We start from the raw sequence: 22,973 nt of genomic DNA, 5'->3' as shown, positions 1-22,973 counted from the left end.
TAATTGTTAGTTATTTTGAATAGCTTCATCAAGCTTTTGAATTAAATATTGATAGGGTGCGTCATTATATTCATCATTGTGTAGATAGTAATTGACAACAAACTGAAATTCCCAGTCGTTTTCTACTTCAGATTTCAGCGTATAAATAAATTCATGGAATTGCTCTCGATCTGTATTGCGGAATATTCCTAGAGTTTCTTCAACAGTTTTGTCAAAGAAATCATTATGGAGTTCTTGTCGATAAGCCAGACTATTAGGGCCAAAATTGATAAATCCAGCATGTTTCTGAAGACTTTGAAAAAAATACTGCATAGACCAAGTACCCGCAACAGCAGAATTATTCTTTGATTTCAGTTCGTGAATATATTCCCAGCAGATTTGAGCCGCTTCGCTACAAAGCGAGCGAAAGTTATCAGGCGAGGTTTCTCGGAGCAGACCAATAACTAATAGCCGCCGTGTCATTCCATCTTTGATAATCGTTTTATCACGAGTAAAAATAGATGTCTTTGTCAGTTCAGCATTTAATTTAAAACTATCATCACTGAAAGGTAACTTAAATCTTTGAACAGCCTCCTTTAATATCCAAGTCCCATTAAGTATAGGAAATATACTCAATTTTTCAATAGATTCGTATAGATGATTATTTTCTTTTGTCAAGCTTTCTTTAATCTGATCTCTACACTTTTTGAGGTTTTTTTCCCATAATTGGTTGCCATAACTGTTTAAAAGCCAACTAACGGTGTAACAACCATCTCGATAAACTTTTAGTGCTTCAGCAATTCCCCCTGGATGTCCACCTGTTAAATAGAGTAAGTGTCCTGCAAGTAAAGCAAGACTTTCAGAAGTCATCTCTATAGGCTTGAGATATTTTGTTGCTGTATCCTGAATTACTTCCCAGTTAAAAGGAGAGAGTATTAGTTTAGGAAAAGTCCGATCTAATGGGAGATCGATCAGACAGCGAGCTGCAATCACAACTCGAAGTCTCCGGGAATTATCTTTAAAGAACTGTAATTCTTTTAAACATTTTTCAATTCTCCATGCAAATTCCTTGAAGTCATTAAAAAGTTCATTTAAACGTTGCTTTTGTGGGGCACTGCCATCCAGATCGATTAGCAGCACAATACCTTTTTTGCCCTGTGACTGCCATTTAGCCCAATTTCTATGCAATAGTGAGCCTAAACGTTCTCCCCAACTTAAATCATGTCCTTCAGGGAGCGTAAGTTGCAAAGAATTTGCTAATCGTTTTTCTAAGTCTTCAATACTTTCATAACCAGAGATAGAAGCGTAAGCACAACACCATTGTAATTCTTGAAACCGTCCCATGATCTGTTTAAGAAATTCTGTTTTTCCATAACCTTCAGGCGCTGTCACCAGACGATAAGGAGGAGAATTAGTTGCTGTGATTTCATTAATTGCAGCATCCCGATTAGTAAATGGTATCTTATCAGGCTCAAGCTCTAGAGATTGTTGATTGATCTGGCTTAATTCTAATTCAGTTTTTTCTATTTCATTGATTTTATCTTGAAGTTGCTTTTGTAATTTACTTTTATCTACATTATTCAGCGTCCATCCTATTTGGTTGCTGAGACTTTCAACCTCAGTATTTAAATTGGCTATCAACTGTTCTAGATAGTTCTTTCGTAAATCTAAAGAGCTTTTCATTTTATTTAGGTATTAAATTAATGGTTTATGACATTAAGTTCGCTTTCTACTCGCTCAAGTTCTTGTAGGATGGTATCAATTTGGCGTTGAATGATATTGCGATCGCTCGCACTAAGTGTATAGTTAAGTTGATTGTAAGCTGTCTCATAATCACTACTTAGAACGTCAAAGCGTTGTTGCAAAGTTTTGATTTTGAGTTGTTGAACTCTGCTAGGAATAGTCTGGGTATGTGCATTTGACAAAATCGACAGGCCGATTTCATCCCATGCTTCAATCAATACATCTGCAGGAATCATGAAAGCAGTTTTGATATCTGCTCGCCGCTTCTCTGCCGCTACTGCCATCCCAACCACTCCTACAAGAGTTTCATCCCATATCGGCGCACCACTAAAACCTGGTTCTATTCTGTAGCCAGTTACCTTACTATCTTCCAGTTGCACCCATCTCTTTGCTTGGCCGTCTCGCAACACACCTGTGGCCCAAACGCCATCATTATGTCCGTTAGGGAAACCGAATATGCGGAAAGGATGCTGCCAAATATTGTTAGCTCTTATTACTTGAATAGCTTGGGTTTCTTTAGGCAACTGCCCTTCAATTTGCAACCCGGCAATATCTTCAGGCTCAGAGGTTGATGCATTGCTAACGACGGGTTGCCAAAAAACAACTTTAGCTTTTAGTTGTTGTCCTGATGCAATTAGGGGAAAATCTAAATAAATATCATTACTAGGAGCTTCAACTATATCCTCTGGTAAGGATAGGGCTGAGGTAACAACATGAGCGCATGTCAGGATGTAATTTCGAGTTCGCCCAGAGACTAAAAAACCTACACCAACTACTGCACCATTGGTATGAAAAATCCGGGCGATCGCTGACCTAAAAGTTTGAATATAATTATCTGTACTTGCTACCATACTATGCCTTGTCTTGCTTCCATTTCAAGGTAATTTCGTAGTTAGCTTCACCACTTACAGAAGTAAAAATTGCACCCGCCGCTGCATTTAGCTTAATACCAAACTTAACCTCTACCTCACCAACAGGTGTATTAAGGTGACTCAGTTTGGTGATAATTGCTGAAGCGACAGGTTGTATTTGATCTAATACATCCTCAAATTTCTTTTTAGCTTCAACTACCATTTGCCCTGTGTCTGGTCTAGCAACACGTACAAGAGCATTGCTATTTTCTAGCTCATCAACTTCAGCTAAAAACTTCGTGCCATCTTTGAGAGAAAACTCTGCAATCTGTTTCTGATTCATAGTGAAACCTGTTATTTGGAACTAATAGTTTAATGTATAGACCATCAAAAGAGTTGGCAGAAAATTTTGTAATCTTATTTTAATTTAATGGTTAACTCGTTAAATACTTCTCCAGCAATTCATTACTTTCTTCTCCCATTTCATTAAGCTTTTGCCAATACTCTCCCCACCCATGATTTATTGATTGACAGTTTACTAGAATCTGTCTCATTAATTTTGCAGGGTTGCGAAATCCCCGACTTCTTCAAGAAGCCGAGGATCTCGTAACCCTTACCTATCAGAATTAATGACATGAACTCTAGTAATCCATTAAGCTAACTTTGCCTGCTATGTAGTAAGCACTTAAGTGATTAACACAAGGACTAAGGTCTTGACTACAAACTTATCTACCCAGCATAGTTGACTTGATAGCCTACTAGAAATTTGTGAAGTTTCTAAATAAACTGACAAACTTCTTGCTGCTTGGGCATTATAAACTGCTTAACTGTCATGTAATAGATTTAATAATTGTTATATTAGTTATATCTGTAGCTTTAGTTCAATTAGTAATTATACGGAGTCTGCTAGAAAATTACTTAAATCTAACTAAGTAGGCAAGAAGAAATTAAGCTATATTACGTAATGTAAATTTAATTAAATCGGTTCAGTGTAGGAGATGTCACTGTTTGATACTGAAGCAGAACGCTGCGAGTTTCCTAAAGAGCCTGTTACAGAATCCGGTACACAGACAAGCGTAATCAAGTAAATGTGAATATGGACGAGGTTTAGTAATCTTTGCGGGAGTTACGAACAAAAATATCCCCGACTTCTTGAATAAGTCAGGGATCTGAAGCTGTCGAAATTAGAATGAATATGTGTGGAAGAGTTAATTGAATACTTGGTTGTCGGAAGCACTGAGGAATTTTCACTGACAAACAGTTCATCAATTCGGAGAACACTTGGCACAAAAATCAGGACTAAATTTACAAAATTGGCTACCTGTCAATTGGTAAGCTGTACAATAAGGAAAACTTGTAAGTTCAATTTTGGCTGCTTGTAATTTGGAACCATTTGCCAACGCTTCAGTAAGTTTGGTTTTATTAGCCAAAAGGATAGCTAAAATTTTAGGTAACGCTATGCAAGCAGCAATATTAAGCAGCGTTAGCATTATGGTGTCGATAAAATTCATAGGTAATCATCTCCTGTGAAACATAGGCGATCACTGTTCTTAGATGCAAACACAATCATTGCTTGCACTCTATGTAAATTAACTTTAACATAAATTTTTGTAAATATAAACGTTGAATTCCTGGAATTATCATACACAGAAGGGTATGTGGATAATAAGGCTGGATATTGTAGCGTAATAACAAAATAAGCTGGAAAACGATCAGTTTAAAATCTTTAAGTAAGGTGTTATGTCAACAACCCAAACCGCGTCTTCTTTTTTATCTAACATCAGTGAGCGAGAACGGCAGGCATTAAAGCGGTTGGTAGATTACACAAATGTGGAATCGCTACCAGAAATTTGGCCTTTGGCAGCTCAACGATTTGGTGATGTTGTCGCCCTGCGTAATCCTCACGCTAAACCAGAAGTAGTGATTACTTATACCCAGTTGTCAGAGCAAATGCAACTATTTGCTGCTGGGTTACAGGCGTTGGGAGTAAAGGTAGGCGATCGCATTTCTCTAATTGCTGACAATAGTCCTCGGTGGTTTATTGCCGATCAAGGCATAATGACTGCTGGAGGCGTTGATGCGGTGCGTAGTGCCCAAGCTGATAAAGAAGAACTGCTGTTTATCATCGCTAATAGCGGCAGTACAGCGATCGTAGTAGAGGATTTAAAAACACTTAAAAAACTACAAGACCGCCTCAAAGATTTACCAATTCAAGTGGTAATCTTACTTTCCGATGAAGCACCACCAACAGACGAAACCCAAACCCTAAAGGTACTCAACTTTTCGCAGTTGCTTGAGGTTGGGAAAAGTCATAATTTTGTGCCAGTCAAGCAAAATCGTGACGCTCTGGCAACTCTAATTTACACCTCTGGCACCACAGGTAAACCCAAGGGTGTAATGCTGTCTTATAACAATTTAATGCACCAAGTAACAACATTTGGGACAGTATTGCAACCAAACGCTGGTGATATCGTTCTCAGTATCTTACCTTCGTGGCACAGCTACGAACGAACCGTTGAATACTACCTACTATCTCAAGGTTGCACCCAAGTTTATACTAATTTGCGCTCCGTAAAAGGGGATTTGAGACAATTTAAACCCAACTACATGGTGGGTGTACCCCGCCTGTGGGAATCGATTTATGAAGGAGTGCAAAAGCAGTTTCGGGAACAACCAGCGAACAAGCAACACCTAATTAACTCTTTATTGGGTATTAGCGAGAAATATATCAAAGCGCGGCGAGTTGCTCAGGGATTGAGTTTAAATAATCTTCATGCCTCAACCGTCGAACGATTAGCAGCTAAAATACAAGCATCAGCTTTGTTGCCCCTCCATGCCTTGGGAGAACGACTGGTTTATGCCAAAGTTCGGGAAGCCACAGGAGGACAAGTTAAGCAGATGATTAGCGGTGGTGGTGCGCTTCCCAGACACATAGATAATTTCTTTGAAATTATTGGTGTGCAGATTTTGCAAGGCTATGGCTTGACAGAAACTTCTCCTGTCACCCACGTGCGGCGTCCTTGGCGGAATTTGATTGGTGCATCAGGGCTACCACTTCCGGCTACAGAAGCTAAAATCGTCGATCCTGAGACAAAAGCGCCTTTACCAATAGAGAAGCGAGGCTTAGTATTGTTGAGAGGCCCGCAGATTATGCAAGGCTATTACCAAAATCCCGAAGCGACAGCGAAAGCAATTGACGCTGAAGGTTGGTTTGATAGTGGCGATTTGGGTTGGCTGACACCACAAGACGACTTAGTGCTGACTGGCAGGGCTAAAGATACGATTGTATTAACTAACGGGGAAAACATCGAGCCACAGCCGATCGAAGATGTGTGTTTGCGATCGCCATACATCGATCAAATTATGCTCATCGGTCAAGATCAGCGCAGCCTGGGAGCCTTAATTGTCCCCAATGTCGAAGCCTTAGAAAAATGGGCAGCAAGTCAGAATCTAACGCTGGATACGCTGGGCGATCAAGTGACTTCCTCAGATAGTCAAAAAATTGACTTCGAGAGTAGAATGATCCAGGATTTATTTCGCCAAGAATTGAATCGAGAAGTCCAAAATCGTCCAGGCTATCGACCAGATGACCGCATCGGAACGTTTAAACTCATCCTGGAACCGTTTTCCATCGAAAATGGCTTGATGACACAAACACTAAAAGTTCGCCGACATGTCGTCACGGAACGCTATCGCGATATTATTGACGGCATGTTTGCCTGATGATTCCACCTGCTAACTGTAAAGAGTGAACGTGAAATATTTATGGATGTCTCCAAATCTAATTTGCTTCTGAAACGTGTCGTCAACGTCAAAGTTATTGTGACTCCCCTCTGGAAAGAGGAAGTACAACAGCAGCTGCAAACCCAAATCAATCAACTTGACCAGCAACTGCAACAGCTAGACGTTGAAGGACAAAGAGCGATCGCAGCAATTCAAAAGCAGAGTCTGCAACCACCTGGTCCTCAGACCCTCCAACAAATTGACAATATTCAACTCCAAGTCAATCAAAAGAAGAGTGAATTTTTAGAGCAGAAAAATCAGTTGCTGCAAAACCTCCAGCAAGTGCAGTTTCTCCAGCAAGATCAAGAAGTCAACCAATTCCAAATGGAAGGCTTTTTCCGTGTAGAAATCGGTGATAACCTGATTAGCAAAATGCAAGTCGAAATCGTTCTGCGCGATGGCGTTGTAGAAGAAATTCGCGGCGACATTTAAATTTGTCATTTGTTTTGTGACCAGTAACTAATGACTAATGACTAATGACAGATATGATTTAACTTAGTGTGAGAGCGGCTCCCAGCCCAACATTCCACCTGGGAGCCAGCCCAAACAATTTGCCACACTGGAGGTGAGCTAATAAAAAGCGATCGCCCAAAGGTTGTCATCTCCGCTCGATATTTAACCGTCCCAACTGAATTATTTCCCCGCTTGATTTGCGTAATCGTCACTAACGCCTGATTTGGTTGTGGATAAACTACCTTTATCTCTCGCGATCCTCCCACTGCCATGTCCTCAAAGGCATTCAGGGCGAGGGTAGTAGGATTACTACCTTGAAGAGATGAGTTAAGCTTTTCTAAAGGTATAGTTTGATAATCAGAACGCTCTGAGAATGCTGCAACTTCCTGAGACTGATGTATTGCTCCCACCTGCTGGGTTTGCTCATCACTAGTCTCAACAATCGGTGCAGATTGCTGCTGCTGGATAATATAAACTCCAGCACCAGCCGTGGCAGAGATACTTAATATCACAATCAAAAAGAATTTTAGCTTTGCCGACATAAAAGTAAACAGGAATTTCAAATAGGTTTATTACCAATTTTGAATTCTAGATTGAACTGCATCCTATATCCTCTATAAGAAGCTCTTGTATCTTAAGTAGTGGTTATGAGGAATATTAAATAGTAATCCCATTTAATCTGTGAGAAACTCGTGGTGGTTTTTGCAAGTCAATGACTAAAACGAGATTGAGCAAGATATTGGCTAACCATTGTGGATAGTTCTGTATTATAGACCTCCAACCCATATTTAGGTTCCTAAAGTCAATCGATTAGTCATTTGTCATTTGTTCTTTCTCATTAGTCAAAAGCTAATGTCAGTAAATCGCAAAGTTTTTCTCAAGGGCTGCGCCTACGCCAATTCAATTCATCATACATATTAGTTCTAAATAATACCTGACTTATTAATAAAACTTATATAAATGAAAAGAGTTTCAAAAAATGAAATTATAAGGAATGTACGCCCATCTTAATAATTACTATTGAGTTCACCAAAATAACTAGCACTAACCGATTCAGAAACCCTCGCAAACAAAAACGAAATATTTATAAAAGCTATAGTAACAGGTTCTTTAGGAAACATCGGCAAGCCACTGGCAGAGGAGTTAGTACAAAAAGGTCATACGGTTACGGTTATTAGCAGCAAGCCGGAAAAGCAAAAAGACATTGAAGCCTTAGGCGCCACCGCCGCCATTGGCTCACTGGAAGACGTTGATTTCCTGGTGTCTACTTTTACCGATGCCGATGCCGTGTTTGCTATGGTGCCGCCAGACTTTACCGAACCCGATCAGGTAGAGTATTACCGGAGAATCGGCAGCAACTATGCCCAAGCCATTCAACAGTCGGGCGTAAAGCGTCTTGTTCATCTCAGCAGTACGGGCGCGCATTTAGATAATGGCACCGGATTCATCCTTGGTTCTCACCATACAGAAAGCATTCTGAATGAGCTGTCAGACATAGCCATTACTCATCTGCGCCCTACTTAACTTCTACACCAATTTGTACAGCTTTGTAGATATGATCAAAGGGCTGGGCTTTATCGGCGCAAACTATGGTGGCGATGACAGGATTGCAATGGTTCACCCAAGAGATATTGCCACCGCCGCGACACAAGAGATAGAAACACCTGTTACTGGCAAGAAAGTGCGATATGTGGGAAGCGACGAGCATACGGCCAACGAAGCCGCTCACATCTTAGGCATTGCTATTGGCAAGCCGGATTTAAAATGGGCAACTTTTACCAATGAGCAAATGCAAGACGGTTTGGAAAACAAAGGAATGCCGACACATATTGCAGCCAACTTTGTTGAAATGGGTGCCAGCATTCACAGTGGCGCATTACTGCAGGATTATGACCTGCATAAGCCAATTGCTATGGGAAAAGTAAAGCTGGAAGATTTTGCAAAGGAATTTGCTGCTGCTTTTTAAAAAGGGTGATTGTTTTTGTATAAAAAGGCTGCTTCAAAAGGGGTAGCCTCTTTATTTTTTTCATTACAGGCTCACTATATGGGTAGTTTTGCCGAATCATAAATAATTCGTCACAAAGACCTTGACATTTGAGTTGAGGCCTTTTCGATTTGCTATTCGATACCGCTTCACACTGGACATACTGATCCCGGTCAGGCTTACCGTTTCAGCAACTGATAAGCCGCGTTCAATGGCTTTCTTTACTTTCAGAAAATCGCAAAGTTTTTCTCAAGGGGAGCGCCAAAGGTACTTGTTATTTTTATGCTTATGCAACTTTATACATATTAACAAATGGCAAAATAATTATGTGCTTCGTTAAGAAGAGTACGTTGGTTAGATGCAAATCTTTGTTGCCATCATAACCTACTTATTAGCTGAACTTGAGGCTCTTAAAATAAATATAAAAATACTTTATTTAGATAGAGGTATTGAGAACATTTCTGTTATCAGATGGTTGCAGGTTTTAGATATTCCATTTGTAATGCCAGCACTGTAGTTAAGGAAAAAAAGTAGGGATAAATCGATTTCTTAAAGGTAGGACTAGTTATAAAACTACTTGTACAATGACTCAAGGAAAAGACAATTCTTTTTAGCTTTGATTGATGGATTATATGCAAATACAAAAAAGGTAAAATAAAGCAATATGAATCGAATATTTGGCTTATATTGTTTATCAACCAAAAATAAATTCATCTTACATCCATCCAGATTATAGAAGAAGGTTTGGCATTGAGAGCAGTTATAGATTAAAAAATATATGTCGAATCCAAACGAATAATAAAAAGCTCGTGTTGCGATTATTATTTGTTGGTATTTCTTTTGTTTTAGTCAATATTTGTATTTATCTTTTTTGGTTTAAGATTAGTCTAAAACGCTTATGGTAGTCGATTAATTTATCGTAAATTTTTTAGTATTTAGCAAATATTAGCTTTTCTACGTCAAGTTGTTGAGCACAAATATGAAACTATTAAAGATATTTATATTCCATCGGGTTATCAGTCGTTGAAAGTTGCTTAACTATAAGTAAAAGTAATTTATCCCAACCTACGAGTTAAAATAGTTCAGCAAGAAATGTATCTCAAGTTACAAACTCGTGACGTAGGTGTAGCCCGCCGTAGGCATCGCTCTGTTGGAAAAAAACTTTGCGATTTACTGAATGAATGTCCAATGCCCTTCAGGAGTGCTGTTAGCTTTATTTTATACGAGAGGCTGTGCCAATGGGGCGTTTAGCCCTTGCTGTTAACGGAACTCGGAAAAGAGGAACTGTTTACCCCAATGCCCAATTCCCAATGCCCAACCTAAAATATAAACAGTCTAAAACTCTCCCATCAAGATACAATTCGATCTGACAAAAACTGTTAAAGTCCATAAACCATTGATTTCCAAACCACCCTATGAGCATTCACGAAGTATTTATGCCGGCGCTGAGTTCCACTATGACGGAAGGCAAAATCGTCTCTTGGGTAAAATCGCCTGGGGACAAAGTGGAAAAAGGCGAAACAGTGGTGGTTGTAGAGTCAGATAAGGCAGATATGGATGTAGAAACCTTTTATGAAGGCTTTCTTGCCCATATCATAGTTGAAGCTGGTGAAACTGCCCCGGTAGGATCTGCGATCGCCTTCATCGCCGAAACGGAAGCTGAAATTGAAACTGCCAAATCTCAGGCTAATTCTGGCGGCGCGACTGCTACTACTACCTCTTCCCCTGAACCAGTTGCCGCCACAGCCTCAGCCGCAACACCTGCCTTAGCGTCTCAAAACGGGTCTAACCACAAAGAAGGAAGGCTTGTAGCTTCACCCCGTGCCCGCAAGTTAGCCAAAGAACTCAAAGTTGATTTAACTACACTCCAAGGTAGTGGCCCCCACGGACGCATTGTCGCCGAAGATGTAGAAGCATTGTCTAATAAAGGCAAACAACCCGCCACTGCCCCAGCTGCCCCACCAGCACCCGTACCAACCAGCGCTCCAGTTGCACCCCCAGCACCTCGGACACCAGCACCCGCACCCGTGGCAGCGGCTGTTCCTGGTCAAACCGTACCTCTAACTACCTTCCAAAATGCCGTAGTGCGGAACATGGTAGCCACCATATCCGTGCCCGTCTTCCGTGTCGGTTATACAATTACCACCGATGGATTAGACAAACTTTATAAACAAATTAAATCCAAAGGCGTGACAATGACAGCGCTACTGGCGAAAGCTGTAGCAGTGACATTGCAAAAACACCCATTGTTAAATGCTAGCTACTCAGACCAGGGTATTGTTTATCATTCTGATATCAATATTTCTGTAGCAGTAGCGATGGATGATGGCGGATTAATTACGCCTGTGCTGCAAAATGCAGACGCAGTGGATATATATTCTCTATCGCGTACTTGGAAGTCTTTGGTAGAACGTGCCAGGGCAAAACAACTACAGCCCCAAGAATACAACAGTGGTACTTTTACCCTGTCCAATTTGGGGATGTTTGGCGTGGATAAATTTGATGCAATTTTACCGCCTGGACAAGGTTCAATTTTAGCGATCGGGGCATCCCGTCCGCAAGTAGTAGCAACACCTGACGGTTTATTTGGCGTGCGGCAACAAATGCAGGTGAATATTACTTCTGACCACCGGATTATTTATGGTGCCCATGCTGCGGCGTTCTTGCAAGATTTAGCAAAATTGATTGAGACAAATCCTCAATCTTTGACACTGTAGTTTTGAAAAGACACCAAATTTAAATGTTAGCGCTATCAGCGAACAGCAGTTTTTCGTAGAGTAGCGCTAACAATAAATAATACCTACATTTAAATTTTTTATGTCCAAACTATGTAGCGATACCACGTTTCTACATGAGTTTATGTCTAAACTGATTGGATGAAGTATTACTAGATTTTGCCAGTGAGGCTGATTTAATGAATTAGCTAAATACAATAAAAAATTAGAGTTTGCTCTAAATCTTTCGACCAGTTACAAAAAAAGTCAGATTTTCGTACCAAGTGCCTTGCTCAGTTGCTTCTGCTTCAATTTTTTGACGATACTCTGCTTTTAATTCTGCCATTTGTTCAAATGTAACCTGTAACAAGGGATTTTCTCTGGGATGAAACCATCCTCCATTCCATTCTCTAACTTGCTCTAGATTGCGGTAGAAACCTAGTTGTTGAGTTTTAACTTCAATATTTTCAAAACCAGCCTCTGCAAGCAGATAATGACACTTTTTGGGTGTACCTGTTGGCTCATTGATACTTGTCAGCAAAATATCATATTTGTTACAAATTTCGATGATGAGTGGTGCTTCACAAGATTCCTCAGAACAACAAGAAAAACCCACAATTCCGCCTGGTTTGAGGAAACGGTACCATTTACGTAGAGCGGCAGGAATATCTTTGAAATACACTATTGCTGTAGAGCAAAGAATTACATTGAAACTCTCATCTTTGAAGTTGATATACTCAGCATCAGCCTCAATAAGTTCGATATTTTGCAAGCCTAATTCTTCAATTTTATGTTGTGCTTGAGCTAGCATCCCTGAAGAAAAATCTACTCCAATTACTTTTCCTTCAGAGCCGACAATTTGTGCAACAGCAATGGCAATGATACCTGTGCCAGTTGCGATATCCAACACTTCTTGTCCCTTTTTAAGTTGAACTAAATTTAATAGAGGCAGAGCGCGATGAATTGTGTAATCGTTGTCGTAGCTAGTTCTCTTATCAAAGAAATCAATTACTTTTTTCTTATACTCTTGTTCGTATTGGCTATTTTGCATGATATTCTCGATTTTCACTGGACAATTATGAGAATAAATTGTGAGTAAAGCTTCTGTCTTCTGAAAACTTGCTTTCAAAATATTGAAATCTTGCCAAATCCCAAATTTTATATCATTTCTTTATATGCTTTGGGTGTGATTCCTACATGCTTACGAAAAATAGTCGTAAAGTTACTTTGGCTAGAACAGCCAATTTGATATGTAATTTCGATAATAGGTAACTGACTATAAGTAAGTAAAAATTTAGCTCGTTCAATTCGACATTTAATGATATATTGATGTGGAGATATACCCATTAAACGTTTAAACCAACGACAGAATGAATAGGAACTCATATTTACTAGACTAGCCAGTTCTACCAACGTTAACTCTAATGCTAAGTTGTCATAAATATAATCAATTATCTGCCGTAATTGGCGCTCAGAAAGATTAACTTCAAGCTCTGCAATTGGTTGCCGTGTTCCAGAATAAGTTTTGAGGAGATGAGCCGCTAGAGCAATGGCAACTGATTCACCATATAGCTTACCAGATGGATATCCGGCTTCAAGCTCTGCTTTAAGTGCCATTCCCAGATGAAAAATTTGCTGATCGCAGACTCCGCGCTGTGGGATAATTTCAATAGTGCGTAGGCGTAGCCTGTCGTAGACATCGCTCCCAACGATCAGATCATCTGCTACTCTCTTAAATAGACTGGAATCAAAGGAGACTAGGAGAAATTTTATTTCCTCGTGCCAACGTGCTTGAGTCGGAATCCCCTTTGGAGTGATGTTAACCAAACCTCTCCTCATCTGCGTACTGTGTAACCTTCCACCTGCTAGTCGCCAGTCTATTTGACATGAATTACCAAGCCAAATATTAATGCTGTGCTGCTGTAAGCAAAGCTCTGGACATTCAAAGGCGGGTAAATGATGCTGTTCAAGCACAATCCCGTTCCAGTGATTAGTGCTGGATAAAATAGGAGATTTACTGCTCATCGGCACAAGATTTCCACTTGCCACATCAATGGCTGAGAGTTGTTCAGATTTCATGTTGCCTACTCACTTATGAGCTACTACAAAAAAGATAGTAAGCTAATGCGTGACAAAATTACACTATTAATTTATTTTCGCTAGCGCTAGCAGATGCCTCTATTTGCTCAGTCCATTCACTTAAAACACTCATTTCTTCCTCAGCGTACCTCTGCGTTTAAAAAATAAAAAAGGTGGGTATTACCCACCCAACAAACTTATCCCTTAACACAAAGAACTTGCTTGAGCGTTGCTACAACCTCAACCAAATCCGCTTGGTTTTCCATAACTTGTTGTATCGGTTTATAAGCACCAGGGATTTCATCTAACACGCCCTCATCTTTGCGGCATTCTACACCATTTGTTTGCTCAATTAAATCATCAAGCGTATAGACATTTTTTGCTTTATTTCTAGACATCAAACGCCCTGCACCGTGAGAACAAGAACAGAAGCTGTGGGCATTACCTTTACCCTTAACAATGAAAGACTTTGCCCCCATCGAACCAGGAATAATCCCATAGTCTTCAGTTTGGGCGCGGACTGCACCCTTACGAGTAACGTACACATCCTCGTCAAAATGCACTTCTTTTTCGGCGTAATTGTGATGACAATTAACCTGCAATAAAGGTTTAGTTGCCTTCCCACCTACCAGATGCTTCTCAACTATGTGCTTAAAACGCGCCATCATCACATCGCGGTTGACACGCGCATAGTTTTGTGACCATTGTAAATCGTGCCAATATGCCTGGAATTCTGGCGTACCAGCGACAAAGTGAGCTAAATCCGGGTCAGGTAATAAATTACCTGCCATTTTTGCTAATTCTCTGGCTGTGTGAATATGACACTGGGCAAGTTTATTGCCAATGTTACGCGAACCAGAATGCAGCATTAGCCAAACTTGATTCTCTGTATCGAGGCACACTTCAATAAAGTGATTTCCTCCACCGAGAGAACCCATCTGTTTCATTGCTTTACCTTGTAGGTCTTGCACACCGCGATGCAAGTCTTTAAAATCATCCCAGTGCTGCCAGTTGCTGACAGATTTTTCAACGTCTTTATTTTCGTTGAATCCAGTCGGAATTGCTGCTTCAATATCCAAGCGGATTTTCTTTAGTTTACCTTCTAATTGTTCGGCGGTAAATGCTGTTTTGATAGCGCTCATACCGCAACCAATATCCACACCGACAGCTGCTGGAATAATTGCCTCTTTAGTTGCAATTACGGAACCCACTAAAGCACCTTTTCCTAAGTGAACATCTGGCATTAATGCCACGTGCTTAAATACAAATGGTAATGATGCCACATTCTTGGCCATCTTGGTTTCTTCCGACCCCAAAGAGTGATTTGCCCAAGATAAGACGGGTGCTGGTGTGGTAATTTCTAATTTTTCGTAGGGCATAATTTTTTCTATTTTGGATTTTAAATTTTAGATTTGGGATTGGGTATAGGGTAGTGATAATTATCGGCATGACTTATAACCCATTACTTAGTTAGTTGTAGCAATATAAATGTTGTATTGTCTTTGATTTGGCTCTCTGAATTTTCGTGAAGCTGAAGAACTACTTTTAGGAGTTACATTTGTATATTACATATGTAACATAATAAATTACAATCATCAACATATGACCACAGGGAGAAAGCAGATGCTTCCCAAATGTATTAAAATTTGTAAAGAAAATAACTTTGTTTAAATAGCTCCTTAAAGTTCTGACACAATATGGCAGTGCGTCAAGATACAATCTGGGAACGTTTTTTATCCCCTGTAGTGCGTCTTTTGATTGATGAAGACGGGTTACGGCGTTACGCTGATAGTATTAATTGGGAGAAAGAGAGCGATCGCTATCGACGAGATGATGTCATAATTCCGTGGTACTACAGTAATCAAAACTTTCACGGTATTGTTGGCGGATATCTGACTTACGATGCAGCAGTTACTTACGATCCGATTACCCACTATGTTTTGCCGCCAAATGAAAGTATTGTCCGTCAGGCTTTAGTTGATGCCGTCAAGGTAAAACCACGACGCATACTCGATTTAGGCTGCGGCACTGGTTCCACTACTTTAATGTTAAAACAGGCTTTCCCCCAAGCAGAAGTTATTGGTTTGGACTTATCACCCTATATGCTGGTAAGGGCGGAAGATAAAGCTAGAAATGCTGGCTTGGAGATAGTCTGGCGACACGGAAATGCTGAAAAAACTGGTTTGAGGGATGCAACATTTGACTTAGTAACAGCTTCTTTGCTATTCCACGAAACACCAGATGCAGTGTCTTTAGCAATTCTGCAGGAAAGCTTCCGGTTGCTGGTAACTGGAGGACAAGTACTAATTCTAGATGGGAATCAGAAGACTCTGCGTCAGTTAGAATGGCTCAATGACGTTTTTGAGGAGCCATATATTCGTGAGTATGCTGCTGGTAGCGTAGAGGCGAATATGGGTGCAGCCGGATTTGAAGCAGTGCGATCGCAGGATGTATGGTGGATAAATCAGGTAACTAGCGGCATTAAACCAATAGCAACCGAAAATGTCCGTCAGTATACTGCCACATCAGTAGATAATAATGATTTGGAGGGACTTGGTTCTCCAGCGTTTGGCATAATGGCATGAGTTTAAAGGCAGTTCTCTTTGATTTTAATGGTGTAATCATTAACGATGAGCCAATCCACCTGCAACTGATCGATGAGATTCTCATGGAAGAAAATCTCCAACCCCAAAGGGTGAGTGAGCGTCAAGCTTCTTTAGGACGCAGCGATCGCGCTTGTTTTCAGCAGCTACTCGCTAATCGTGGTAGAGTAGGCAATGAAAACTATTTAACTCAGTTGCTGTGCCGCAAAGCCGAAGCTTATACGGTGGAACTAGAGAAAATAAAGAAACTGCCTTTATATCCAGGTGTAGAAGACTTAATATTTCAGGTGCGATCGCGCAATCTGAAACTAGGATTAGTCAGTGGCGCTTTTCGCAAAGAAATAGAATTGATACTCCATCGCGCTAAACTAGCTGAACATTTTAAAATTATCGTCGCTGGTGATGACATCACCACCAGTAAGCCAGAACCCGATGGTTATTTACTGGCAGTAAAACGCCTAAATAAAGAATATCCCGAATTAAATCTTCAACCACAGGAATGTCTGGCAATTGAAGATACTCCAGCAGGTATCGAAGCAGCAAAGCGATCGCTTATGCAAGTAGTTGGTGTCGCAAATACTTACCCATTCCACATGCTCCAACGCTGCTGTAACTGGACTGTTGATTATCTTAGCGATTTGGAACTCGAACGGGTGCAAAAAGTTTATTCCCAAAAACAGGCTCAACCATCGGTAACTGAATGTTAGAATAGTCTATGGTGATAATGTCTTGAGTTAATCAGTAATAGTGCTCTTGACTTGGCACCGATTAAGGGGAATTAGCTCAGTTGGTAGAGTGCTGCGATCGCACCGCAGAGGCCATCGGTTCGAATCCGTTATTCTCCATATGTCCATTAAATAATTATTGTCCATTTTAAAGAATTAATGTCCATTTTTCCCAAGTTCAGGGGCATAAGTTACGTATTTTCGCGGCTTTCAGCAATCAAATCAATTTTAAAGAATTATTGTCCAGAGTTGAAATCAGTTTTAAAGAATTATTGTTCAAAATCAGCCTGTAAAACTCGGCTAAATATATGTTTTCTAATTTAATTTATTACAGCAAGCCCAAGGCTCTTGAATTACAAGAATAGCTTTAAAGCACTTTATTTGCAGTCTGATTACAAAAATATATAACCTCTTGTTTTGCTGTTTTCACCCAAGCAGAGGCTCCGCTACTATATAGCTGCGTTTTACGTGCGATCACAGGCTCTGTACTACTGCCAAAACAATTTTAACTGTGACAAATCCTTGCCTGATAGTGTAATAGAGTGAACTGTAGGCATCGCTTTTCCTGATCTACAATACTTAGGGTATTCGGAAGTTTTGCACAATTGTTAGTAATGTCAAGTTTTTATGTTTGAACAGCAACCTGAAGATTTACGATTTTATGTTAAACAGTTAGCTACCGAAGCTATACAAAAATCAGAACCATCGGCATGGTTTGAAGTGTTATATACCGAAGCTAAAGGTGATACATCAAAAATTCCTTGGGCAAAGTTAACTCCTCATCCTTATCTACAAGATTGGTTGACGAATCATCAACCATTCGCTTTTGGGCAAAAGGCGCTAGTCATCGGTTGCGGCTTGGGAGATGATGCCGAAGCTTTAGCTCATCTGGGATTTGAAGTAACTGCCTTTGATATTTCACCGACAGCGATCGCTTGGTGTCAAGAGCGATTTCCAGATTCGACTGTCAATTATATAGTTGCAGATTTGTTAGCAATTCCCTCACAATGGCATCAAGCTTTTGATTTTGTTTTTGAATGTCGTAATATTCAAGCTTTGCCATTGAATGTGCGTTCTTGGGTTATTTCTTCAGTTGCCTCCTTTGTTGCTCCTGGTAGCACACTTTTGCTGATTACTCATGTTCAAGATGCAGAAGTTGAACCCTCTGGCCCACCTTGGCCATTATCAGACTCAGAATTAGCACAGTTTGAAAATGTGGGATTACAGCAAGTAGAAAAACTCGTATTTTTAGAATTTGAGCTTGACGTTAAGCAAGTGCGGATTGAATATCAAAGGCATAATTCTTTGACAGATTTCAATTATACAGTCAAAACCTAATTCCTAACTGCGTAGGGATTTTACAGATTCTCAAAAAAACTTTCTATTTTCTGTGCATAAAAACTAAAAGTCATCGTAGATAATGACAGTACAGAGTTGCTTCTAGGAGATAATCTATTGGGTTGTAATTCCCAGTGATGACCTTGGTGGAACCCAATCAGCTAAACCTACCACTCAACAGCAGATTAGGTAGTTGATTATTAGACCTCTTGCAAAAATCCTTGAATCACCCCTCCCCAACCCTCCCCGATGTGTTGGCGATGGGGCAATATTTCAAGTTTCCCCCCTTTAGAAGGGGGGATTAAGGGGGGTCTATTCGACTTATGCAAGAGGTCTATTATTGGTCTTAATAATTATTATTCTGGTTTACCGAACTGAAAAATTAGAGTAAACCGTAATCTTTTTTTTAGTCTAATTAAGTGCGGTAATCATCATTTTCTTAGGTGATGATTACCGAATCTACAGGAGTTTGAACCATACTTATTATGAATACATAAGCACAAAATCAAGTGCAAAAACGATTAAACAATAGCTGAATTTTACCGAGAAAGAGTTATGGTACTAGTTCGTTACAACCCCTGGCAAGAATTGAACGCTTTAGAACGTCACATCAATGGCTTATTTGGAGATACCAGAGTACCTTCTGCACGGCTTGAAAAAGGCTTTATCAGAGTACCAGCTGCTGAGTTGTACGAAACCGATGATGCGATTCATGTCAAGCTAGAACTGCCAGGACTGGAAGCTAAAGACTTAGATATTCAAGTCACCCAAGACGCTGTTCGCATTAGCGGTGAGCGCAAGTCGGAAACTAAAACCCAAGACAAGGGTATTACCAAGAGTGAATTTTACTACGGCAAGTTCCAGCGTGTAATTCCTCTATCTGCTAGGGTTGAAAATACCAATGTTACCGCAGATTATAAAGACGGGATCTTGAATTTAACACTGCCCAAGTCCGAGCAAGAAAAGAACAAAGTTGTCAAGGTTAATCTAGAACAACCTGCTTCATAAGTGCGAAACTACTCACCTCCAATAATTGATTGAGATAGCTAAAACCCCAGTTAGAAATGACTGGGGTTTTTTGTATGCGATCTCTAATTTAAGCTACTTTAATGTGCTGTGACGCTCCTACGTTGCTAATGCTACGCTATCGGTGTCGCTCTCTTTTCCTCTAAGAATTGGAGCGATCGCTGTACTGTTAATGAATTTACATTAATTACTCAAGAATCAATATCAATACAAATCACTGTAACGTATGGATTAATTACTGATTCAGGTACATCAATTGTTAATTCTCCTAACGGATTAGAATTAAGGATAGAATCAATAATTGCACAGCGACTTGTGTAGGTTAGTGCTGTGCCGTCAGCAAGAACAAACACCGATTTTACTTGTTTGATTGGTATACCCCTAACTGATATTGTTTCGTAAGGTTTCATTAATAGGTGTAAATAAATGCGATCACCCTTACGAGTTGAGGGGCCATAAAATTGCCACAGTTCTAATCCTGGGATTGTATCAAGTATACTTTCAGAGTGGCTCCCCATTTTTGGTTGTTATTATTTGTTGGGGCGAACCTCGATCTGAAAACAGAACATGAGATTTACAATATTTTGCGTAACCTGGCGAAAGGGAGAATAGCTGTTGTAGTTAGCCATCGTCTCGCTTTGGCAAAACTAGCAGATCGAGTAGTAGTACTAGAACATGGTCAAATTATCGAAGTAGGCACTCATGACGAACTCATGGCACTAGGCGGACAGTATCACTTAATGTTTTGTCGTCAAGCTAGTAGTTACAACTGATATCATTTCTTTGTGATGCTGCGCTAAACCTTTGAAAATAATTGCTTACTCTTACACCGATCCGCTATTAGAATCTTCTCCCGATCGAGGCGATTGGGGATGGGAGGTGGATCGGGTTTATGAAGATTTGGGCAAGCCAGACTCTTCTGAACGATCGCAATTACAACAATTATTTACCGATTGCCAAACTGAACCAGCAGATTATCTTTTGATTCGTCGGTTGGAAGAATTGGGAGATACTGTAGAGGAAATTAGCGATCATCTCAATCAACTTGAAGTCATGGGAATCGCAGTAATCGCCACTGAACAGCCCTACACTTCCGAAAATTACCCTCTGGGCGCTAACTTGCTGAATTTGCTACACGCAATCCAACGTCAGCAACGTAGTCGCCGCATCCGCCAAGGACACGCCCGTAATCGTCTTGAGGTTGCACCGCCACCCGGCAAAGTTCCCTACGGCTATCGCAGAGGTAAGGGAAAATATACCATTGACCGCAGTACTTCACCAGTGGTAAAAGATTTTTTTGAACACTTTTTACTCTATGGTTCCCTGCGGGGTTCAGTGCGTTACTTGGCGAAAAAATACGGCAAGAAAATCTCCGTCACCACAGGAAGACGCTGGCTGACGAATCCAGTCTATCGCGGCAATACAGCTTACCAAAATGGTGAAATTATCTCCAATACCCATATTCCGATAATTTCTAAGGAAGAAGCAGCCCAAGTTGACCGACTTTTACGCCGTAACAGCCGTTTACCATCCCGAACTGCTAGCGCACCGCGTTCTCTCGCTGGGTTGGTTGTCTGTACTGAGTGTCAGTCACATCTGACAGTTACCCGTGTTACTCAACGCAACCAAGATAAAGAGTATCTTTATTTACGCTCTACTAGCTGTCCCCAAAGCCCCAAGTGTAAGGCTATTTCCTACCAAGAGGTGTTGGAACATACCATTGAAACCGTTTGCCGTGATTTACCTCTGGCAGTAGCAGGGATGAATTTTCCTCAGTTGGATGCATTCAAAAACAGTTTAGGGCAAGCGATCGCTCGTCAGCAAGAAATACTTGCTCAGTTACCCGCTTTAATTGAAACTGGAATTTTAGATGCCGAAACAGCAAAGTTAAGAGCTTACAAACTCCGCACAGAAATTTCTGCACTCGAAGCAAAGTTGGCGATTCTCCCTCCAGTTAACTTGCGTTCTGTTGCTCAAGCTGTTTCTATACCACAATTTTGGTTAGATTTGTCGGAAACAGAACGAAGATTTTACTTTCGAGAATTTATCAGGCAAATTGAGATTACTCTTCAGAATAAAGAATTAAAACTCCAAGTTATTTTTATTTTTTGATTTAATTGAAACGCTATTTTTGAGACGGTTGATCCTTAGTATACGCAACAGGTTTTGGCCCTACATTCCGCACATTGATAAATTTATTAAGGATATCAAACCAAAAAGGCGCACCCATAGCAATAGCAAAACCACTTACTATCCAACCGCAAATTAATTTAAAAACCTGTGAAATTCTGATATAAACTCTATTCGATTTCGTTGTATCTAATAACTCAAACTGTTGATTAATATTTTGCCATCCAATCGGTATAGAAGCATTTCCTAATAGTTTCTCAATATTCCTTCTGGCTGCTTCATCATTGATATAATCGATTCGTTGACTTGCACTTTGAGTAATAGTAGAGCGGATAACTGAATCCTCCGATAGTCTTTTAACCAAGTGAAATGTATCAGTATTAGTTAAAAATGCAACTGATATTCCAATTAAAATAGCAACTCCTTTGGCATTGCGCTTATAAACACCGCTTGCTCGATCCATAGAGCGATCAAACCATGTTTCTATTTCATTTTTAAATTGATTTGCTTCCTCTGTGAGATCACCAATCTTTATTCTGCTACGTTGAGCAATTACACCAAGGCTCTTGATTAAATTATTAGGGACTTCATCCGGTAACTCATTATTAACAAAATCTATAAATTTCTGGTCAATCTCTCCATAAATTTCTTGAATTTTTGTGTAACTTGCACTCGTTGGATCGTTTATACCTTTTTTAAGTTCTTTATAAGAGGCTAATATCATGTACAAGTTGGTTTTTGCTTCTTCACTAGGATGTTTAACATGATTAATTAGCTGAGGAATTTTTAAAGTATCTAATAAAGTAGTTGCAAATGTTTCAGAAGGAAGATAGGAAGGTCCACTTTGTTTTTCTAATACTAGTTTATCAGGGTTTTTGGTAATTTCCTGGAAATGCTTTTCTACTTTACCCTTAGCTTGCTGATTCAATGTATTAATCAAAGGATCGTTATAAAGTTTCTGTACCAACTGGATTGCATTAATAATATCTGATTTTTCACTTTCACTACCACCGGCTAAAAGTAATTCAATCGAAGTTCTTAAATGTTTAGCTCTCCATTGTAATAATGTGGCAATTAGTTCCTGGATTTCCGAAGCTAGCAAGCTCAAAATCAAGTAAATAAAAACTAAGCCAAGAGTAATATCTACAACTACAGGTAAATTCATTGACAGTCTCCAATAACTTTTTAGCTATTTATTGTTATCAAAAGTGCTTAAAAAATTGTATCTCATAAATATTGCAATTCTATATCTACTTAATTAAATTTAAAATATAAAATCCCCTTATTTAGATGATTTTATTCAACAACAATAATTTTGATTATTGATTGTTAAATATTTTTTAAGCAATAAATAGTTATTATATTCATAAAAATTTTATTGAAAAGTATTATATATAGTTCTTCAACGTATTCAGTACACTATTGAATTAAAGTAGTAATTACTTACTAAATTCCTGAAATTAACCAGATAAAAACTAAGTAGATAAAATTTAAACCAAGCGTCATAGACAAAAAAATACAAGTTTATTTACGGACTATCTAGCAGGTAATAAATTATTTACTAC

21 protein-coding genes and 1 tRNA gene are annotated in these 22,973 nt (G+C 39.7%); 12 read left to right on the top strand and 10 right to left on the bottom strand.

Features of this window, described 5'->3' with window-relative positions; translation table 11 throughout:
• Positions 1–6 precede the first annotated feature (6 nt).
• The 4 genes from V7K60_RS07580 to V7K60_RS07565 all read right to left on the bottom strand — a co-directional run bounded on the left by V7K60_RS07580 (position 7) and on the right by V7K60_RS07565 (position 4,084).
• The gene (locus V7K60_RS07580; RefSeq protein ID WP_334924266.1) at positions 7–1,662 is read right to left on the bottom strand and encodes a hypothetical protein; all 1,656 of its coding nucleotides are present in this window, start codon (positions 1,660–1,662) and stop codon (positions 7–9) included.
• Between the two features lie 17 nt (positions 1,663–1,679).
• On the bottom strand, positions 1,680–2,573 hold the full coding sequence (locus V7K60_RS07575; RefSeq protein WP_334924263.1) for a trypsin-like peptidase domain-containing protein: 894 nt from the start codon (positions 2,571–2,573) through the stop codon (positions 1,680–1,682).
• Position 2,574: 1 nt separating this feature from the next.
• Positions 2,575–2,916 carry a CU044_2847 family protein gene (locus tag V7K60_RS07570; RefSeq protein WP_334924261.1) on the bottom strand — a complete coding sequence of 114 codons (342 nt, stop codon included), beginning with the start codon at positions 2,914–2,916 and terminating at the stop codon, positions 2,575–2,577.
• Between the two features lie 922 nt (positions 2,917–3,838).
• The gene (locus V7K60_RS07565) at positions 3,839–4,084 is read right to left on the bottom strand and encodes a hypothetical protein (RefSeq protein WP_334924259.1); all 246 of its coding nucleotides are present in this window, start codon (positions 4,082–4,084) and stop codon (positions 3,839–3,841) included.
• Positions 4,085–4,313: 229 nt separating this feature from the next.
• Here V7K60_RS07565 and V7K60_RS07560 point away from each other — a divergent pair, with 229 nt between their 5' ends.
• Positions 4,314–6,296 (top strand): AMP-dependent synthetase/ligase, encoded by a 1,983-nt coding sequence (locus V7K60_RS07560; RefSeq protein ID WP_334924257.1) that lies wholly within the window; start codon positions 4,314–4,316, stop codon positions 6,294–6,296.
• Positions 6,297–6,338: 42 nt separating this feature from the next.
• On the top strand, positions 6,339–6,788 hold the full coding sequence (locus V7K60_RS07555) for a YlqD family protein (protein WP_012412623.1): 450 nt from the start codon (positions 6,339–6,341) through the stop codon (positions 6,786–6,788).
• A 41-nt stretch (positions 6,789–6,829) separates the two neighbouring features.
• Here V7K60_RS07555 and V7K60_RS07550 read toward each other — a convergent pair whose 3' ends face one another.
• A complete protein-coding gene (locus V7K60_RS07550) occupies positions 6,830–7,351 on the bottom strand; it encodes a hypothetical protein (protein WP_334924255.1) in 522 nt (173 codons plus the stop codon).
• A gap of 538 nt (positions 7,352–7,889) precedes the next feature.
• Here V7K60_RS07550 and V7K60_RS07545 point away from each other — a divergent pair.
• The 3 genes from V7K60_RS07545 (at position 7,890) to V7K60_RS07535 (ending at position 11,510) form a co-directional block, all read left to right on the top strand.
• Entirely contained in the window at positions 7,890–8,333 is a 444-nt protein-coding gene (locus tag V7K60_RS07545) for an NAD(P)H-binding protein (RefSeq protein WP_334924407.1), read from the top strand.
• A gap of 31 nt (positions 8,334–8,364) precedes the next feature.
• The gene (locus V7K60_RS07540) at positions 8,365–8,775 is read left to right on the top strand and encodes a hypothetical protein (RefSeq protein WP_334924253.1); all 411 of its coding nucleotides are present in this window, start codon (positions 8,365–8,367) and stop codon (positions 8,773–8,775) included.
• A 1,433-nt stretch (positions 8,776–10,208) separates the two neighbouring features.
• Entirely contained in the window at positions 10,209–11,510 is a 1,302-nt protein-coding gene (locus tag V7K60_RS07535; protein ID WP_334924251.1) for a dihydrolipoamide acetyltransferase family protein, read from the top strand.
• Positions 11,511–11,745: 235 nt separating this feature from the next.
• Here the strand turns inward: V7K60_RS07535 and V7K60_RS07530 are convergent, their stop codons facing one another.
• The 3 genes from V7K60_RS07530 to V7K60_RS07520 all read right to left on the bottom strand — a co-directional run bounded on the left by V7K60_RS07530 (position 11,746) and on the right by V7K60_RS07520 (position 14,965).
• Positions 11,746–12,558 carry a class I SAM-dependent methyltransferase gene (locus V7K60_RS07530; protein ID WP_334924406.1) on the bottom strand — a complete coding sequence of 271 codons (813 nt, stop codon included), beginning with the start codon at positions 12,556–12,558 and terminating at the stop codon, positions 11,746–11,748.
• Positions 12,559–12,665: 107 nt separating this feature from the next.
• Positions 12,666–13,586 carry a helix-turn-helix transcriptional regulator gene (locus tag V7K60_RS07525; protein ID WP_334924249.1) on the bottom strand — a complete coding sequence of 307 codons (921 nt, stop codon included), beginning with the start codon at positions 13,584–13,586 and terminating at the stop codon, positions 12,666–12,668.
• A gap of 197 nt (positions 13,587–13,783) precedes the next feature.
• Positions 13,784–14,965 carry an RtcB family protein gene (locus V7K60_RS07520; RefSeq protein WP_334924247.1) on the bottom strand — a complete coding sequence of 394 codons (1,182 nt, stop codon included), beginning with the start codon at positions 14,963–14,965 and terminating at the stop codon, positions 13,784–13,786.
• 318 nt (positions 14,966–15,283) lie between these two features.
• On the opposite strand from V7K60_RS07520, the gene V7K60_RS07515 reads away from it, so the two are divergent.
• The 5 genes from V7K60_RS07515 (at position 15,284) to V7K60_RS07495 (ending at position 19,260) form a co-directional block, all read left to right on the top strand.
• Positions 15,284–16,171, top strand: coding sequence for a class I SAM-dependent methyltransferase (locus V7K60_RS07515; RefSeq protein WP_334924245.1), 888 nt, complete (start codon positions 15,284–15,286; stop codon positions 16,169–16,171).
• Positions 16,168–16,896 carry an HAD family hydrolase gene (locus V7K60_RS07510; protein WP_334924244.1) on the top strand — a complete coding sequence of 243 codons (729 nt, stop codon included), beginning with the start codon at positions 16,168–16,170 and terminating at the stop codon, positions 16,894–16,896. The genes V7K60_RS07515 and V7K60_RS07510 overlap by 4 nt, the downstream gene beginning before the upstream one ends.
• Positions 16,897–16,961: 65 nt before the next feature.
• A tRNA-Ala gene (locus tag V7K60_RS07505) sits at positions 16,962–17,034 on the top strand.
• Between the two features lie 507 nt (positions 17,035–17,541).
• Positions 17,542–18,252, top strand: a complete 711-nt coding sequence (locus V7K60_RS07500; protein ID WP_334924242.1) for a class I SAM-dependent methyltransferase — start codon at positions 17,542–17,544, stop codon at positions 18,250–18,252.
• Between the two features lie 555 nt (positions 18,253–18,807).
• Positions 18,808–19,260 carry an Hsp20/alpha crystallin family protein gene (locus tag V7K60_RS07495; protein ID WP_334924240.1) on the top strand — a complete coding sequence of 151 codons (453 nt, stop codon included), beginning with the start codon at positions 18,808–18,810 and terminating at the stop codon, positions 19,258–19,260.
• Positions 19,261–19,469: 209 nt separating this feature from the next.
• On the opposite strand, the gene V7K60_RS07490 is transcribed toward V7K60_RS07495, so the two are convergent.
• A complete protein-coding gene (locus tag V7K60_RS07490) occupies positions 19,470–19,796 on the bottom strand; it encodes a hypothetical protein (RefSeq protein ID WP_334924238.1) in 327 nt (108 codons plus the stop codon).
• Here V7K60_RS07490 and V7K60_RS07485 point away from each other — a divergent pair.
• Both V7K60_RS07485 and V7K60_RS07480 read left to right on the top strand, forming a co-directional pair.
• Positions 19,785–20,051: a hypothetical protein gene (locus tag V7K60_RS07485; protein ID WP_334924236.1), complete on the top strand. Its 267-nt coding sequence runs from the start codon at positions 19,785–19,787 to the stop codon at positions 20,049–20,051. The genes V7K60_RS07490 and V7K60_RS07485 overlap by 12 nt on opposite strands.
• A gap of 31 nt (positions 20,052–20,082) precedes the next feature.
• Positions 20,083–21,390 carry a recombinase family protein gene (locus V7K60_RS07480; protein WP_334924235.1) on the top strand — a complete coding sequence of 436 codons (1,308 nt, stop codon included), beginning with the start codon at positions 20,083–20,085 and terminating at the stop codon, positions 21,388–21,390.
• 13 nt (positions 21,391–21,403) lie between these two features.
• Here the strand turns inward: V7K60_RS07480 and V7K60_RS07475 are convergent, their stop codons facing one another.
• Positions 21,404–22,573, bottom strand: coding sequence for a hypothetical protein (locus V7K60_RS07475; protein ID WP_334924233.1), 1,170 nt, complete (start codon positions 22,571–22,573; stop codon positions 21,404–21,406).
• Between the last annotated feature and the right edge of the window lie 400 nt (positions 22,574–22,973).

The organism is Nostoc sp. (assembly GCF_036917555.1).
Classification (GTDB): Bacteria; Cyanobacteriota; Cyanobacteriia; order Cyanobacteriales; family Nostocaceae; genus Nostoc.
The sequence above is the reverse complement of the archived record's forward strand: the minus strand, read 5'-3'. Positions and strand labels throughout refer to the sequence as shown.